Below are 17,182 nucleotides of genomic sequence, written 5' to 3'. Positions count from 1 at the left end.
ATTTGTTTGTTTTGTGGTGTAAGATTGTACGTTGTTTTTCTTAGATTTGAAACGCGGGGCACTCGTTTGTTTTTTGAAAAAGCGTGTATAAGCATCCGCAAGGTTGCGAACAGACGACTGAATCGCAATACTATCTACTTCTTGGAGCCAAACAAACTCTTTCTTCATGGCAGGAAGTTTGGCAGAGCATGTACCATATGTCAAACCTTTCCCCGTCTCTTTGTATACGTTATCCCATAGAGATAGGAAATGATTGAATACAAAACGAGAACAGCCAATCGTTTTATTAATTAGGTTTGCTTGTGTTTTATTTGGATAGATACGAAATTTATATGCTTTATTAATCATCATTCATTTCACCTCCATTTCAGCATGTGTCTATTATACAACAAACGTACATTCGATAGATAGTGAAGTAACACTTTATGTATATCGAACAATTAAGATGGCTTCCTGCCATCTCTTGTCCGAAGCCAATTCATCTCCCACCTACTCACTTCGCGTTCCTTGAGGAAGGAGTCTTCTTGGCTAAAATGATAAAAAGGTCTATAATGACCTTGCGTACCAATATATTTTTTATTCTATATTTAAAGTTAGGTGAGAAAATATGGCCAAGCATTATGATCATAAAAATTCAAGGGAGCTTTGCCCAAGAAAAGTACTAATTTTTAAGACCCTTTCCGAAGAGGAAATTAGTAATATAGCGTCAATGACAAAACATAAGAAGTTTAAGAAAGGCCAGCCGTTAATTCTTGAGGGAGATAAATCAGATACCTTATTTATTATTAATAGTGGACAAGTAAAGTTATCTACATTAACTCTTCAAGGGAAAGAGCAAATATTGCATATTTTATCAAGTGGTGAATCCTTTTGTGAATTAAATGTATTTAATTATGATGAAAAGAGTAATTTTAGTGCATATGCTATAGAAGATACTCATATCTGTATGCTAAAAAAAGAAAATATGGATTATATAATGGAACGGAATCCAAGTATTGTATTGAAGTTATTAAAAATTGTCACAAAACGTTTAGCTAAGGTAGAGAATTTAGTGCAAAATTTAGCGACAAACAATCCTGAAGTTAGAATCGCTCACATACTATTGGAGTTTTGTGACAAATATGGTAAAAGTACTGAGGATGGAATTCTTATTAACTTGCCATTGACACGAGAGGAATTGGCAAATTATGCGGGGGTAACAAGAGAGACTATTAGTCGGAAACTGAATAAATTTGAAAGTTTAGGACTCATGGCCTCCGTTGGAAATAAGAAAATAATAATAAAAAATCAGTTAGCTATTAGAAGACTTATCAGTTTCTGACAAAAGATTCTTTTCTCAGAATATGAAAGTGGAGTTATTACAATTAGTAAGTATTTTAATTGTATAAACTCTTATAATAATTGTATATAAGGAACTCACAAAAAGGGGATATGTGTTACCAACCTATGGTGAATTACAAATCGAATCTAAATAATAAATTTAAAATTATTTTAGCTTATAATTTTGATTAACGTGAAGGGCACACCTTACGTACCATTCCAATGGTATAGGTGTGTCCTTTTTATAGAATATATAATTATAATGTTATTAATCCTTGTATCAATTGGGTATTATTGTATAATAATTATATAATAAATATTGGTGATTTTAAGTCTATCACATCATGTAACTTGGTGGTTAAGGAATGATGGTTAGGGCTTGTCTGCCTAATTGAACCCATGCTTCCTCAAAATCTTTCTTATCAATTCTTTTATTTTTTTCAGTATCTAATGGATCATTAATGTATACATATTGCTCGGTGTAACCAGTTAATAAAACACTATGTTGACGGTATGTAACCTGCCTCTCACCCGTATTTGTTTTCCAAGTACGAAACTCATAATCAGGCAGTTTGCGGAAGCTTGCGTTTGTTAAAATCCAAACAGGGTGTTCTTTATCAATTGCTTTATATAAATTTCCGGGATTACTTCCAGTTAAATCTATAATACAATTCTCTGATATGTATAATTTAGCTAACTCTAAAATCGGCTTAATATGCACACCTAAACCAGGCATATCTATGTCATACATATCTCCAACAAATCCTTCGTCCATATTTCCCATTAATCCATTGTTTTGAAAAGGGACATATTTAATATTTTTAGCTAATTCTAATTTATCAACGGATAGACCATTAAAATTAAAAAGCATTGCTAAACTTGTAACTTCGCATCCACGTTCTAATTCTGGATTTTGTAGAATTAAAGGGACTTCTAAAGGATTATTCTCTTTAGAATATGAATTTTTTTTATCGAGTTCAACAAGTTTATCCATCCCATATGTTGTATTTTTAGCGCTATTATTTTCACCTTTATGGACTAGGGTTATTATACATAATACGATGCAGAAAATGATTAAAATATATATATTTTTGTGTCGTTGCATTTTAGTATGTCTCCTTATTTAAATTGACATTTTAGTTTAGTACGTAATAGGATTGCAAATATGTCAATATTGAAGTGTTGTCTTTAATACGTTTACAAAGGATTAAAACTCTTCTTAAATAATTATTAAGAAGAGTTTTTTTATAGGTATAAATTATAATGAATTAGTTTTAATTAACTAAGAAATTATGCAAAAAGAGTATTTGTTTGTACATTTGTTATATGCTCGGCTAATACAGCAGCTTGTGTATGGAGGGGGGCTGGGAATCCTAATGTAATACCATTGTGTTCAGTGCATTCACCAACTGCATAAATTAATTTATCATTTGTTTGCATATACTTATTAACAACTATGCCACGGTTAACATGTAAACCAGCCTTTTCTGCTAAATGTGTATTAGGTCGCCTACCAATAGGTATTACAATTAAATCGTATTTAATAATAGTGCCATCTTCGAATTGAATCCCCTCTGCGTATTCTGTACCTAGGATTTTAACCGTGTTTTTTTCCATGAAAAATTGAATCCCTTTTGCTTTTAGCTTGTTACGTAGTAATGAACAATCCAGGATATCTTGATTTGCCATTAAGTGTGAAATGAAATGAACAACGTGGACGTCTATTCCTAAATCAAGTAATTTTTGTGCAATTTTTAGACCGAGCATGCCATTGCCAATAATAATAGCTTTTTTGGAATGCTTCTTAGTACTTAATAGAAATTGGATTTCTTCAGTTGTTTTAAGTTTATTTACTCCAAATAATTGCAGTCCTTTAACAGGAAAAATAAAAGCAGTAGAGCCTGTTGCAATGATGAGTTTATCGTAGAAAACAATACGTCGTTTATCTGTAACAATGACCTCGTCCTCACGATCAATTTCTATTACCTTTTCGCTTGTGAAAAGCTTAATATTATGTTGTTTGTACCAATTATATTTCTTCAGCATTCTATTTTTTATATTTAAGTTTAATGAAATAGTGTTTATCTGATTGTAGAGAGGATAGAGTTCATCACTGAAAATAGAAATGTTATACATATTAGGGTTGTGTATTAAAATTTGTTCAATACAGCGTAAACTAGATACACTATTACCGATTATGACTAAGCGTTTTCGTTTTTTCATATCAAATTCTCCTTTTGTATTGTGAAGTATTGAGCAAGAATTCCCGTTCATATTATAACAATTTTTAAAAAAGAGTGCTTGATATATAGTGTATTTTAAAATATGTCACAATTTATTTTGGAGCGGGTATTGAGAAACAAAGATGTTTCATTAAACTCATAGGTTAGAGACAAGATTTTTTATTTTACTAAGATATTTCGGATAAAAATGTTGAATATGGTAGTTGATAAAAGTTTTTCTTCAATTTTTAAAGAGTAACGTATACAAACACAGTGTAACCTATCATAGTAGGTCTTTCTATGTATATATGTAATTGACTTCTCAATGAATCATAATTACTTTGCAAGTCAGTAAAAGTTAGGGTGAAGTACTTTCCTAACCATAATAAATTAAGACTTGTTATACAGAATTTCTTATTCTTTAACTCTGCATTGAATATGTATTATTCGTGTAGTATGTCCCCTCTAGGCTTTAGCTTATATAGCAGATATCACTACACAATATTTGGATTATTTTGTAAAAATATTGTGTTTGTTTTGTGAACTGTTGAACAAATCCTTGAAAGTAAATATTGAAACAAGTAGTTTATTCTTAGGATAATTTAAAATAAGCAGGAACTAAAGGAGTGTATAATTTTATGTTAGAACAAGGAATAGCTGATGCTATAAAACTTGCACAAAAGAAGAAACAAATATTAGATATAAACCCAATACAATATTTTGTACGCGCGGTACTAGCCGGCATCTATATTGGATTTATTATAGTATTATGTTTTAAATTAGGAGATTTTTTTCATGTTGTAAATTCACCTGCAACATATCTAATTGCTTCTTTGTTTTTTGGAATTGCACTTATATTAATAATATATGGTGGGGCGGAATTATTTACTGGGAATACAATGTATTTTACAATCTCGACTTTACGAAAAAAAACAACAATCCTAGATACTTTTCGAAATTGGGGTGCCTGTTTTTTAGGTAATCTGATAGGTGCAATATTTTTTGCATTATTATTTTATGGTACTGGTATTTTTGATCAAATTGAATATGAACACTTGCTAAATAATGTTGTGGAAGTGAAAATGAATACTCCGACAATACAGTTATTTTTCAAAGCTATTTTATGTAATTGGCTCGTTTGTCTAGCATGCTTTCTTCCTTCTCAAGTAAAAGGGGATACATCAAAAATCATTGTTATGATGTTATTAGTTTTTACATTCTTTTTATCCGGATATGAACATAGCATTGCAAATTTATCGCTATTTGCCATCTCTCTAGTTTCGCCACATCCCAATACAATTTCTTTTAGTGGGGCTATTTATAATTTGATTCCAGTTACAATTGGAAATATTATTGGTGGATCTGTATTCGTTGGTATGGTATATCATTATATAACAAAAAATTGCACTATTCCTGAAGAGGTGGAAGATTTAGTGGAATCTCAATTTGAAGAAAATATTCCATTACAAACACAAATAAAACTTTAAGCTACTAATATAATCATTTCCGTATAAAAATAACACTTTTATTTTTATATCAATTGAATTAATAGGCGAGAAATACGGATATAATACGTTTTTAATTGTATTTTTTCTTTTATAAAATATATTGTTTATTTTTGTTAGACGTATAAGGGATGGTAAATATACGAAAAACATTCACAATTTATGTGCTGTAAATTTGTTAATATAAAATGCAAGGTCACATGTTGAATCTATTACAGCAACCTATAAAAATTATATTAGGAGGTTTACTAGGAGGTTAATTTCAAAAAAATATTAAAAATTCGTTCAGGATAGAGAAGCGTTTTTGGAAAACTATTGATAAAATAGGTATAAAAATTTAAATTTGCAGTAATCAGATTTGAATGAAGATAATATAAGGATGAATGTCAATATGAGAAATGATGGTCAGTTAATGGATATTTAAAATGTAAGCGTTAACAACTTTATTTAACTAGATGTATTAACTAAATCTTTTTACAGAATTTTATTTGATGAAAGTGTAATTAAAAATCTATCTTATTATTTTTTCTTTTATATTCACAGAATATCAGTGAAGCTATACATAATGTTTTTTAGAGTCAAATAAGAAAAATTTTGGAGTAATACTTACTAAAGAGACGTATATAAACGAATATTAGTTTAACTATTTGGCATTGAACATTAATGTATTTCGAGTTCATTATTTGTTTATTCAAAATCAATTAAATCTCTTTTTATTAGAATAACAACAATGCACAAAAACATAACATAAATAGTGAGGGATCTATAAATGAATAAAAATATTAATCGTGTAGTTTTAATTGGTACAGGGGCCGTAGGATGTAGTTATGCATATTGTATGATTAATCAGGGCCTGGCAGAAGAATTCGTTCTTGTGGATGTAAATGAAGCAAGAGCTGAAGGAGAAGCAATGGATTTAAGTCATGCAATTCCTTTTTCACCATCACCAACAAAAGTATGGAAGGGTAGCTGTGAGGACTGTAAAGATGCGCAAATTGTTGTAATAACAGCTGGATTGCCACAGAGACCAGGTGAAACACGTTTAGACTTAGTCGAAAAAAACACTAAGATTTTTAAAGAAATTATTCGAAATGTCATGTCAAGCGGATTCGATGGTATTTTCTTAATTGCAACAAATCCAGTGGACATTTTAACATATGTGACTTGGAAAGAGTCTGGTCTGCCGAAAGAGCGCGTAATTGGTTCAGGTACAACACTTGATTCTGCACGTTTCCGTTACATGTTAGGGGAATATTTTGAGATTGATCCTCATAATATTCATGCTTATATAATTGGTGAACATGGTGATACAGAGCTTCCGGTTTGGAGTCATGTTTCAGTTGGCGTTCAAAAGCTACAAACCATTTTAGAAAATAAAAGTCAGTATAATCAAAATGACTTAGACGAAATTTTTGTTCGTTCACGTGATGCTGCCTATCATATAATTGAACGTAAGGGAGCGACCTGTTATGGAATTGGAATGTCTTTATTACGTATAACAAAGGCGATTCTACATCATGAAAATAGTGTGTTAACAGTATCTGCATACCTTGAAAATGAATATGGTCATAATGACGTGTATATAGGAGTTCCTGCTGTTATAAATCGTCAAGGTATTCGAGAAATTATAGAAATTGAGTTAAATGAAGAAGAAAAGTTTAACTTTAATCATTCTGTGCATACATTAAAAGAAACCATGTCTCCAATACTATAAAGTGAATTTGTCGTATAAAATTATGTCGAATATATAAATACTTAGCAACAGTTTAAATGTACATAATCTAACATACTCTGAAAGTAACTAAGATTATGTACGACATTAATTCATAACATATCAAGATTGAGCGTTTTTAGAATCGACGTAATTATTTATAGCTTAATATGTTATGATTTTCACAAAAGGTTGATACCTTTTGTGCATAGTTTCCTTTAAGTAACTAAATACAGACATATTTGATTAAATAAAAAGCACTTTTTTAATAATTTAAGGAAGTGCCTTTTTATTTATTAATTAACAATCCAATAAACTACATACATTAATAAGAAGAGAGCGATCCATGTTTGCATCTGGCTATCGTTTAATTACATCCTTAATGAACATTTATAAAACAATAAGTAAACAGTAGGGAATGTGAAAATTAGGGGGATAATGGAGCATACAAAGTTGGCAATAAACCTTAGGGAAAGGAGGGAACGAGATGAGAAATTTCTTTGAAGAAAAATATACAAATTTAGAATTTAAAAGGGAACTAATAAATATTATAAGTAAAATCAGTGAATATAAAGGAGCAATATCAGCATATCAAACTCAAAAACCAGAGATCTTTGATCTTTTGGAAAAGAGTATATCTCTACAATATATTAAAACTTTTCCTAATATATATGACAAGTTGACATTCTCAAAAAAACAGTTGAAAAAATTTGTTTCTAATCGTGTTAGCCCTCAAACATTAGAAGAGGACGCTTTATTTTGTTATTACAAAACATTAGAACTTGTGCAAAAAGAAAATCACAAACTGCCTATTAAACCACAAACAATTCAAGAACTGCATTTCCAATTACTGAATTATTCAACGTCTGAAAGTGGTAATTGGAGAAAAAACGAACTTGTTTTATCATGTATTCCAATGTTAAATAATCAATCCAAACTACGTACAGTTGTTTTATATGATATGGTTCCGCAATATTTGTATCAGCTATGCGAACAATATAATACATTAAGGGCTAAAGGGAATTTTCATCCGCTCCTACTGATTCCTCAATTTATATTAAATTTCCTATGTATTTACCCATTTAATAAAGGGAATGGCAAGTTAGCAAAAATATTAATTCAATGGTTATTAATTGAAAGTGGATATACATTTGTAAAATATACATGTATAGAGAAATATTTTAAAAAATATGAATCAGATTATTATGATGCTCTGTATAAATCTGCAGCTAACTGGCATCAAGGAGATCATAATGTAGTTTTCTGGATGAAAATTTTTTTAGATATTGTTTTAGATGCATATGAAGAATTAAATAATTTAATAAACAATTGTATAAGCACTCATACTAAAAGAAAAAGAATTGAGAAATACATAGACAAACAAAATCATCCTTTTACTAAAGAAAATATTCGAAACATGCATCCAGACATAAGTGAAAGTACTATAAATAAAACACTACACGCTTTAAATTCACAGGGATATATTAAATTGGTTTCTAAAGGTAGGAATGCAGAATGGATAAAGAGTAAATTAACTTAAGGAAAAGAATTCTAGGACACTAACAAATAATAAACAAGGAGAACCCAAAAGGGGTTCTCCTTGTTTATTATTTGTTAGACGATTATATTTTTTAGAAGCGAAAATAAGTCAAATAGACTATTAATTGTAATATAATCATTAACTTCTGTATCATATCTTTAAGAAAGCCTTTTCTACTCAGTACGATTTTCTATATCAAATTGTTCCTTTTTACGTATAGTGTAATAAATAGGGAGGCCGAGTGCTGTTAGACCTATTCCACATAAAGCTAACAGAGGTTGAGTGAATAAGGTATTAATAACAATGAACAATCCACCAATAATAGCAACTAATGGTATAAAAGGATACAATGGAACTTTATAAGGTCGTACAAGATCAGGTTCTCTTTTTCGTAAGATAAATACAGCAAAGAATGTCATTGTGTAGAATATCCATATTACAAATACCAACATATCAGTAAGAGTATTGAATCCGCCGACAGCCATCATAATAATTGAAATAAATAGCATAAATAGACCAGAATTATAAGGGACACGACTATTTTTAGATAATGTAGCAAACCATTTACTAAATGGTAGTTTGTTCTCAATAGCCATGGCATAAGGAATTCGCATTCCCGTCATAATATAACCATTAATCGTTCCAAACACGGAAATTAAAATGCCAATGGTAACTAGTTTTCCTCCCATAGCTCCAAAAAGAATTATAGCTACTTGAGAAGCGGGTGTATCAGTACCCGCAAGCGATGCTGCAGACATGACCATTAGGAACGCGACATTAATTAATAAGTAAACAACCATTACTGTTGATAATCCTAATACGATTGCTTTAGGCAAGTCTTTTTTAGGGTTTTTCATTTCACCAGCAATATTCCCTACATGAATCCATCCATCATAGGCGAACATTGTTGCGAGTAAACCAGATCCAAGGGCAGATATCATAGATTTGTTCGGCCCTGCCTCAATTGGGAAAAGCTGAAAAGTAACGTCGCTTTTGTGCAGTAATCCAAAAATAATAATTAATGCTAATGGAACCAATTTGCATATAGTCGAAGCCATTTGGATTCCACCAGCTGCTTTAGCTCCTAAAAAGTTCATAAGAGTTACAAATGTTGCGGTGATAATTGCAATTAAAATAATTAGCATTTTGTGTTCATTAACATTTAGGCCAAATAAACTAACCGTTTGTGTCCCGAAAATAATAGCAAGTGCTGCAATATTTGCAGGGAAGTATATAACAGTTTGTGCCCAGCCAAGCAAGAAAGCGGTTAAGTTTCCATAAGTCCTCTTTAGATATGCCATCATTCCCCCCGTTTCAGGAATAGCGGCAGATAGTTCAGCAGCAGTTAGTCCTGCGCAAACGGTTAAGATACCACCAATTACCCATGCAAGTAACCCTAGGCTCGCTGTTCCTGTTACTCCATATAATGCAGTGGGCTTGAAAAATACTCCGGCGCCGATAACGGTACCAATAACTGTGGTTAATGCTGCAAAGAAACCAATATCCTTTTTAAGTTGTTGTTGTGACAAAATAATCACTCCCAATTACAAAAATATATAAATTCTCTTATGAATTCTGTATCTAGTTTGTTAAATTATTTGATAGTATATCCTGTATCCATACAAATAGTCGCCCTCATCCTTACCACCTAGAGAATTTGAATAAATTTCAGTTACAAAATAAAAAAGAAATCAAATGTATAGGTAAATAGATTTTAATTTCACCTCAAATCATGTGAATATATTCACATGATTTGAGGTGAGTAAAGTTCAATGCATTATTCATTAAAAGAAATTCATTAATTTAACCCGAAATATGGATTTAAAAACGAGATTTCGTTTTTATGAATAATAAAAATAGATGAGGTATTTTAATATATTGATATAGAAAAACAATGAATTGAAATTCAAAAGAGAAGATATATTCTTGTGAAGAATATCACAAAGCATTGAGGGATTCAATCATATTTTCGATATAAAACATAGAAAATAAGCTAAATAAAACATTTTGTGAAATGTTTCACAAAATTATTGACCTGTTATTTTTATTAATGTTATCTTGTAGGTGCAATCCAATGTTATAAATTAAATTATATTGTAAAAATATTGTAAAGGTGAATATTATGAATTTTGTATTTATCTGACAATAATCAATTTAATTTATAACTCACTCTAAAAAAGGATGTGTTGATATGAAAATTGGTGTAGTGAAAGAGATAAAAAAAGGGGAAGCTCGTGTAGGGATGACTCCAGAAAATGTTCAAAAATTAGTTGCAGCTGGAAATGAATTATTGGTACAAAAAGATGCTGGATTAGGTTCAGGTTATACGAATGATGAATATATAAATGCAGGGGCAAGCATAGTAACTCAAGGCGAAGCATGGGATGTTGATATGGTAGTAAAGGTAAAAGAACCACTACCTGCAGAATACCATTACTTTAAAAAGGATCTAATTGTATGGGGATTTTTACATCTTGCCGCTTCTAAAGAATGTGTGGAAGCAATGAGAAGTGCTGGAACTACTGCGATTGCTGGTGAAACTATTAGTGAGGATGGAAATTTAGCATTATTAAAACCTATGAGTGCAATTGCCGGAAGACGCGCGGTATTTATGGGAGCTTATTATTTAGAAAAACAACATCAAGGGGAAGGGATTTTATTATCAGGTATTGAGGGAATCCCTGCTGGAAAAGTTGTAATTCTTGGTGGAGGGAATGCTGCAACTAATGCCTGTGATATGGCAATTGGGATTGGATGTAGTGTTACAATTCTAGAGGTCAATCAAGAAAGAATTGCATATTTAAGAAAACAATACGCAACAGAAGAAGTAGATATAATTGAATCTAATACTGAAAATTTAGAGCGAACGATTAAAGAGGCAGACTTATTTATTTCAACAATCTTAATACCAGGATCTCGCCCTCCTAAAATTGTTAAAGAGTATATGGTTCAATCTATGAAACCAGGAAGTGTCATTGTAGATATCGCAATAGATCAAGGTGGTACAATAGAAACAATTGACCATTATACAACTCATGATAATCCCGTATTTATTAAACATGATGTAATTCATTATGCAGTACCAAATATGCCTGGTGCCACCCCACGTACTTCAACTATGGCGTTGGCAAATGGAAATATTGAGTATTTATTAGCAATTGCTAAAGATGGATTAGAAAATGCAATTCAAAAAAAATCATCGTTAGCATCTGGTGTAAATGTATATAAAGGTATTATTACCTACGAAAATTTAGGTATGACGCTAGATTTAGACTTTAGACAATTGAAAGAAGTGTTAGTATGATTACCAAAAACGTTTTGTTAGATATCACTGACATTAAAAAAGCCAAAGAAGTTCTTGATGTAAATGCTCGAAAAACACCTTTGGTTAAATCTTTCTATTTAACCAGTAAAACCGGTGGAGAAATTTATTTAAAGCTAGAAAACATGCAGTTAACAGGTTCATTCAAGTTTCGTGGTGCATTTAATAAAATTTCCCAACTAACAAATGAAGAAAAAGAACGTGGTGTAATCGCTTGTTCAGCTGGAAATCATGCACAAGGTGTTGCATTATCTTCTCATTTACTTAAAATCAAAAGCAAAATTGTGATGCCAACTTCCGCACCGCAAGCTAAAGTGGATGCGACTAGAGGATATGGTTCTGAAGTTATTTTATACGGTGATACGTTTGATGATGCAAAAGCGAAATGTGAAGAGATTATAAAAGAAACAGGCGAAACATACCTACATCCATATGATGATGTAGAAGTAATGGCTGGCCAAGGGACAATTGGTTTAGATATTCTGGATGACATGTGGGATGTTGATACTGTCATTGTACCTATTGGTGGGGGAGGTATTATTTCAGGGATTGCTGTTGCACTGAAATCATTTAATCCTTCCATTAATATTATTGGGGTTCAAGCAGATAATGTTCATGGAATGAAAGCTTCTTATGATGCTGGGAAAATTGTAGAACATTATGAGGAACCGACAATAGCGGATGGTTGCGCAGTTAAAATACCAGGAAATTTAACTTTTGAAATTGTAAAAGATCTAGTAGATGATATTGTAACTGTATCGGAAGAAGAATTAGAAGTAGCGATGAAAGACTTACTGCAACGCGGAAAAGCTGTCGTAGAAGGTGCGGGAGCATTAGCCACAGCCGCTCTTCTAGCAGGGAAAGTTGATAAATATGTAAAGGGTAAAAAAGTAGTAGCGGTTATTTCAGGCGGCAATGTAGATTTGAAACGTATTTCAAGTGTATGTGAGCATTTCTTTGTTGCCAACGAGGTAAAATAACGATTGAAGAATCTTTTATTATAGAATCATTTTACTAAAGGGGAGCTAGGAGTGGATATCTTAGCTCTCTTTTAAATAAATGGAGGCGTGTGTTATGGCCAACATATTTAGGAAAAAATCCGTTAGGAAATTGTTAGAAGATAGTAAAAGTAAGACTTTGACAAAAACATTAGGCGCATTTGACCTTACCATGCTAGGTATTGGTGCGATAATTGGTACAGGAGTACTTGTATTAACTGGATTAGTAGCAGCAAGAGATGCTGGTCCAGCAGTTATTTTTTCATTTATGATTGCAGCAATTGTTTGCGGATTTGCTGCCCTATGTTATGCAGAAATCGCTTCTACCCTTCCAGTCTCGGGTAGCGTATATACCTATTCATATGCGACGATTGGTGAGTTTGTAGCCCATTTAATGGGATGGACCTTACTGTCAGTATATGTAGTTACAACTGCGGCGGTAGCAGGTGGATGGACAGGCTATTTCCACAACCTAGTAAGTGGATTTGGGATTGAGATACCCAAATCACTGTTAACGATTCCAACGCAAGGTGGAATTGTTAACTTACCAGCAGTAATCATTACATTGATAATAACTTGGTTATTATCAAAAGGTACGAAAGAAAGTAAGCGAGTGAATAACGTAATGGTATTAATAAAAATTGGTATTGTTGTTTTATTCATTTCAGTTGGTATTTTTTACGTAAAACCAGAAAACTGGATACCATTTGCACCGTACGGTATAAGCGGAGTCTTTTCCGGAGGAGCTGCAGTATTCTTTGCTTTTTTAGGATTTGATGCGTTAGCAACTTCTGCTGAAGAAGTGAAAAATCCACAACGTGATTTACCAATTGGTATTATTGCTTCGTTAGTTATTTGTACAATTATTTATGTTATAGTTTGTCTTGTTATGACAGGTATGGTTTCTTATAAGGAATTAGATGTACCAGAAGCTATGGCCTACGTATTAGAAGTTGTAGGACAAGATAAAGTGGCAGGTGTAATCGCAGTTGGAGCTGTAATTGGTATTATGGCTGTAATTTTCGCTTACATTTATGCAACAACACGTGTATTCTTCGCGATGAGCCGTGACGGTTTATTACCAAAATCTTTTGCGAAAATTAATAAGAAGACAGAAGCACCAGTATTCTCAACTTGGTTAACAGGTATTGGTAGTGCTTTAATTGCTGGATTTATCGATTTAAAAGAATTGTCGAATATAGCAAATATTGGAGCGTTATTAACATTTGCCATGGTTGGCGTAACTGTTATCATTCTTCGTAAAACACATCCGAATTTAAAACGTGGTTTTATGGTACCACTGGTACCAATCTTACCGATTATTTCAATAACATGTTGCTTATTCTTAATGGTAAATCTACCTTTAAAAACTTGGGTTTATTTCGGTATTTGGTTATTTATAGGGGTAATAGTATATTTTATGTATTCTAAAAGACATAGTCGATTAAACAAACTATAAATGAGAAATATCAGAGATAAAGGTTATCACGACATACATGTTTGAGCAAGTAGTATTCTTCTCTTTTGGGGTGTATCGTTTCTTTTTATAAAAAATTCGATTAAAAGAACTTGAAAATTTATATTATACGTAAAAAAACGAATCTATTTTCAAAATAGATTCGTTTTTTTAGAGACATTCCATATTTAAAAGATGTTTGGTTAATATCCACTTATATTTTTTATTAAAGAAGATAAATTATTGTTAATTCAATTTTATATAAAGTGGCTTTATTTAAAATTGAAGTTAAAAAAATAACGTTTTTTATCTCCTTATAACTTACAGAAAAAATGCAGATTAAAATAGAAACGGGTATGCCTCATTCCTATTTTACTAGTACGTATGCAAGCATTAAAGTTCAAAACTTATCGGGCAATATTTTGTACAATAAAGAAATTGTAGGAAATAGACAACAAGCTGCTGAAAGCCAAACCGTTTCAGTCAAAGTAGGGGATTATATTGAGTTTACTCATATAGAGGGAGAAGCACAAAAGGAAAAGACACGCGCCACACTTACTAATCTTGAGAATAGTAAACAGGAATTTGTGGGTAAGAAAAAAACATATCAAGTTACTTCTACGGGATTATTAATAAAATAGAATTTTTTTAGACATCTTTTTTATTATTAAAAAAGCGTTAATTATTAATAGTGATGTATGATGAACTCTATAGGCCCATTAAATATTATATATACTCAAAAAATCAAGTTATAGCTAATGTTCCAAGGATTGACACATCTATTCTTGTTTAATCATGTTATACTTTTCACAAGTGAAATGCTACAATATCAAATCCTAGTTTTATGACATCCTTCTGTTGCCACAGTCTGTAAAAGGTCAATTCCATTGGGGTTGACTTTTTATAGTTATAGCAAAAAATAATAAACGTCTATATTTTTTTATAGGAAAAATGTTGTAATGTCACGTACCGAACCGTGTTTTTGGATGCATATATAATTACAACAAACAGTAGTCTATATCTATCTTTTATGATATGCAACTGTTATTGATATTCTTGTGATATTTTAAAGTGTTGTTAAAAGTATGAATAGAATTAATACGCAAAAATTAAAGAACTAAGGCATATACTTGTGAATTACTTCACAAGTATATGCCTTAGTTCTTCAAAATTATTTCAAAAGGAGGTTAAAGGTAATGAAAAGAATTATAACACTGAGCACTTGTAAACTGCAAGATACTATAAAACATGGTGGATGTGGTGCATGTCAGACATCTTGTCAGTCCGCTTGTAAAACCTCATGTGGAGTTGCAAATCAAAAGTGTGAAAATACAATAAATAGATAGGAAACAAGAAGTATAGTATGCAATTGTATTTTTTCTAGGCGGCAATCTTTATGAAAAAGGAGTTTGATTATCCAGTATGATTCATCAATATAAATTAAATGGATACAATATCGTATTAGATACTTATAGCGGGTCGGTACATGTTGTTGACGATCTTGCTTATGAAATAATTATGCTATATGAGAATACTCCTATGGACGAAATCCTGTCAATGATGCAGGAAAAGAATAAATATGATTTCCATGTTTCTGAGAAAGAAATTCGAGAAACTATTGCAGATATTGAAGAACTAAAAAGAGATGGAAAGCTTTTTACCGAAGATGATTATAAGGACCTTTCAATTGATTTGATAAATCGTCCCACTTATGTGAAGGCTCTTTGCCTTAATGTCGCGCATACATGTAATCTGTCATGTGAATACTGCTTTGCTAGCCAGGGAAAATATAATGGAAATAGGGCCATCATGAGTTATGAGATTGGAAAAAGAGCCATCGATTTTCTATTAGAGAACTCAGGTAATCATCGAAATCTCGATGTTGATTTTTTTGGTGGGGAGCCACTTATGGCGTGGAAGACTGTCAAACAGATTGTCGCCTATGCAAGAAATAAAGAAAAAGAGTATAAAAAAACTTTTCGTTTTACCTTTACTACAAATGGTATGATGCTTAATGATGAAATTACGGACTTCTTGAATCAAGAAATGCACAATGTTGTATTAAGCCTTGATGGGAGAAAAAAAGTTCATGATTATCTTCGTAAAACTGTCAATGGAAAGGGTAGCTATAATCATATCGTTCCAAAGTTTCAGGAATTTGTTGAGAAGCGTGGAAATAAAGAATACTATGTACGTGGAACCTATACTCATAATAACGTTGATTTTACCAATGATATTTATCACATCGCCGACTTAGGTTTTAATAAAATCTCAATGGAGCCTGTTATCTGTGATCCACGAGAACCATACGCGCTCAGTGAAGAAGACCTTTTGGAAATTTACAATCAATATGAAAATCTCTCGAAAGAAATGCTAAACCGTGAGGAAAAAGGCAACAGTTTTACTTTCTATCATTACATGCTTGACCTTTCAGAAGGTCCATGTGTTCAAAAGAGAATTTCTGGTTGCGGTTCTGGGACTGAATACCTGGCTATTACTCCATGGGGAGAGATATTTCCTTGTCATCAATTTGTTGGAGAAGAAGAATATAGTATGGGGAATATTTGGGATGGCATTACAAAAGCAGAGATACAGTCTCAATTTAAGGAGAGTAATTGCTATTCAAAACCGGAATGTCAGGAATGTTGGGCACAGCTTTACTGTAGTGGAGGTTGTCCAGCTAATACAATACATGCAACGGGTTCCCTTAAGGGAACACATGAGTTCAGCTGTAAAATCTTTCGTAAGAGGATAGAATGTTCTATGATGGTTAAAGTAGCTCAATCTATTAGAGCTATGAAGAAGGAAGAACAAGCCATAGTTCAGTAAATACAAAAGTGCACAAGGCTGTTATAGCATAAATTTATCGTTTTCCGACAGAAGACTCCTTCCTCAAAGATGTGAAGGTGTGAAACACCAATTTTAGGTGGGAGATGAATGTCGGTTGGCATAGGCCAACATGTTTGCTATCATTTACTTGTACAGATTGCTCTTTGAAAACTGAAGATATGAGGTTGGTTGCAGAAAAACGTTGCAACCGTAAAATCTTCAACGTTCTATCGCCCACACTTGCCGAAGTTGCGAAAACCAAGCTAAAGTAGGGAGTGT

General features: G+C 32.0%; 13 protein-coding genes and 1 pseudogene. 10 read left to right on the top strand and 4 right to left on the bottom strand.

What is annotated here, in order from left to right:
• A partial coding sequence (locus BM089_RS29185) for a helix-turn-helix domain-containing protein (RefSeq protein ID WP_139213358.1) occupies positions 1-351 on the bottom strand: 351 nt, incomplete at its 3' end.
• A gap of 256 nt (positions 352-607) precedes the next feature.
• Here BM089_RS29185 and BM089_RS29180 point away from each other — a divergent pair.
• Positions 608-1,321: a Crp/Fnr family transcriptional regulator gene (locus BM089_RS29180; RefSeq protein WP_001062227.1), complete on the top strand. Its 714-nt coding sequence runs from the start codon at positions 608-610 to the stop codon at positions 1,319-1,321.
• Between the two features lie 357 nt (positions 1,322-1,678).
• Here the strand turns inward: BM089_RS29180 and BM089_RS29175 are convergent, their stop codons facing one another.
• On the bottom strand, positions 1,679-2,425 hold the full coding sequence (locus BM089_RS29175; protein WP_090978964.1) for a C39 family peptidase: 747 nt from the start codon (positions 2,423-2,425) through the stop codon (positions 1,679-1,681).
• A 185-nt stretch (positions 2,426-2,610) separates the two neighbouring features.
• Complete coding sequence (locus tag BM089_RS29170; RefSeq protein WP_090978961.1) at positions 2,611-3,543, bottom strand: FAD-dependent oxidoreductase; 933 nt, start codon at positions 3,541-3,543, stop codon at positions 2,611-2,613.
• A gap of 637 nt (positions 3,544-4,180) precedes the next feature.
• On the opposite strand from BM089_RS29170, the gene BM089_RS29165 reads away from it, so the two are divergent.
• From BM089_RS29165 to BM089_RS29155, 3 genes are all read left to right on the top strand, one after another.
• Complete coding sequence (locus tag BM089_RS29165; RefSeq protein ID WP_090978959.1) at positions 4,181-5,029, top strand: formate/nitrite transporter family protein; 849 nt, start codon at positions 4,181-4,183, stop codon at positions 5,027-5,029.
• Positions 5,030-5,816: 787 nt separating this feature from the next.
• Positions 5,817-6,761, top strand: coding sequence for an L-lactate dehydrogenase (locus BM089_RS29160; RefSeq protein ID WP_061529978.1), 945 nt, complete (start codon positions 5,817-5,819; stop codon positions 6,759-6,761).
• 484 nt (positions 6,762-7,245) lie between these two features.
• Entirely contained in the window at positions 7,246-8,298 is a 1,053-nt protein-coding gene (locus BM089_RS29155; RefSeq protein WP_090978956.1) for a Fic family protein, read from the top strand.
• Positions 8,299-8,471: 173 nt separating this feature from the next.
• Here the strand turns inward: BM089_RS29155 and BM089_RS29150 are convergent, their stop codons facing one another.
• The gene (locus BM089_RS29150; protein ID WP_090978954.1) at positions 8,472-9,827 is read right to left on the bottom strand and encodes an APC family permease; all 1,356 of its coding nucleotides are present in this window, start codon (positions 9,825-9,827) and stop codon (positions 8,472-8,474) included.
• A gap of 662 nt (positions 9,828-10,489) precedes the next feature.
• Here BM089_RS29150 and ald point away from each other — a divergent pair.
• From ald to scfB, 6 genes and pseudogenes are all read left to right on the top strand, one after another.
• Positions 10,490-11,602 carry an alanine dehydrogenase gene (gene ald, locus BM089_RS29145; RefSeq protein WP_090978951.1) on the top strand — a complete coding sequence of 371 codons (1,113 nt, stop codon included), beginning with the start codon at positions 10,490-10,492 and terminating at the stop codon, positions 11,600-11,602.
• Positions 11,599-12,600 carry a bifunctional threonine ammonia-lyase/L-serine ammonia-lyase TdcB gene (tdcB, locus tag BM089_RS29140; RefSeq protein WP_090978948.1) on the top strand — a complete coding sequence of 334 codons (1,002 nt, stop codon included), beginning with the start codon at positions 11,599-11,601 and terminating at the stop codon, positions 12,598-12,600. Before ald ends, tdcB begins: the two co-directional genes overlap by 4 nt.
• 94 nt (positions 12,601-12,694) lie before the next feature.
• Positions 12,695-14,077, top strand: coding sequence for an amino acid permease (locus BM089_RS29135; RefSeq protein WP_090978945.1), 1,383 nt, complete (start codon positions 12,695-12,697; stop codon positions 14,075-14,077).
• A gap of 320 nt (positions 14,078-14,397) precedes the next feature.
• Positions 14,398-14,715 (top strand): annotated as a pseudogene (locus BM089_RS29130) (putative mucin/carbohydrate-binding domain-containing protein); the annotation flags it as partial.
• 555 nt (positions 14,716-15,270) lie between these two features.
• The gene (scfA, locus tag BM089_RS29125; protein ID WP_000821352.1) at positions 15,271-15,420 is read left to right on the top strand and encodes a six-cysteine ranthipeptide SCIFF; all 150 of its coding nucleotides are present in this window, start codon (positions 15,271-15,273) and stop codon (positions 15,418-15,420) included.
• Between the two features lie 76 nt (positions 15,421-15,496).
• Entirely contained in the window at positions 15,497-16,903 is a 1,407-nt protein-coding gene (gene scfB, locus BM089_RS29120; protein WP_061530679.1) for a thioether cross-link-forming SCIFF peptide maturase, read from the top strand.
• The last annotated feature ends 279 nt before the right edge of the window (positions 16,904-17,182 follow it).

The organism is Bacillus sp. 5mfcol3.1 (genome assembly GCF_900114335.1).
GTDB classification, from domain to species: Bacteria; Bacillota; Bacilli; order Bacillales; family Bacillaceae_G; genus Bacillus_A; species Bacillus_A thuringiensis_S.
This window is presented reverse-complemented; position numbering and strand designations above follow the sequence as displayed.

Coding starts and splice junctions, on each gene's coding strand:
- BM089_RS29175 (WP_090978964.1), bottom strand. CDS start 2,425: ATGCAACGACACAAAAATATATATATTTTAATCATTTTCTGCATCGTA.
- ald (WP_090978951.1), top strand. CDS start 10,490: ATGAAAATTGGTGTAGTGAAAGAGATAAAAAAAGGGGAAGCTCGTGTA.
- BM089_RS29170 (WP_090978961.1), bottom strand. CDS start 3,543: ATGAAAAAACGAAAACGCTTAGTCATAATCGGTAATAGTGTATCTAGT.
- scfB (WP_061530679.1), top strand. CDS start 15,497: ATGATTCATCAATATAAATTAAATGGATACAATATCGTATTAGATACT.
- BM089_RS29165 (WP_090978959.1), top strand. CDS start 4,181: ATGTTAGAACAAGGAATAGCTGATGCTATAAAACTTGCACAAAAGAAG.
- scfA (WP_000821352.1), top strand. CDS start 15,271: ATGAAAAGAATTATAACACTGAGCACTTGTAAACTGCAAGATACTATA.
- tdcB (WP_090978948.1), top strand. CDS start 11,599: ATGATTACCAAAAACGTTTTGTTAGATATCACTGACATTAAAAAAGCC.
- BM089_RS29180 (WP_001062227.1), top strand. CDS start 608: ATGGCCAAGCATTATGATCATAAAAATTCAAGGGAGCTTTGCCCAAGA.
- BM089_RS29155 (WP_090978956.1), top strand. CDS start 7,246: ATGAGAAATTTCTTTGAAGAAAAATATACAAATTTAGAATTTAAAAGG.
- BM089_RS29160 (WP_061529978.1), top strand. CDS start 5,817: ATGAATAAAAATATTAATCGTGTAGTTTTAATTGGTACAGGGGCCGTA.
- BM089_RS29135 (WP_090978945.1), top strand. CDS start 12,695: ATGGCCAACATATTTAGGAAAAAATCCGTTAGGAAATTGTTAGAAGAT.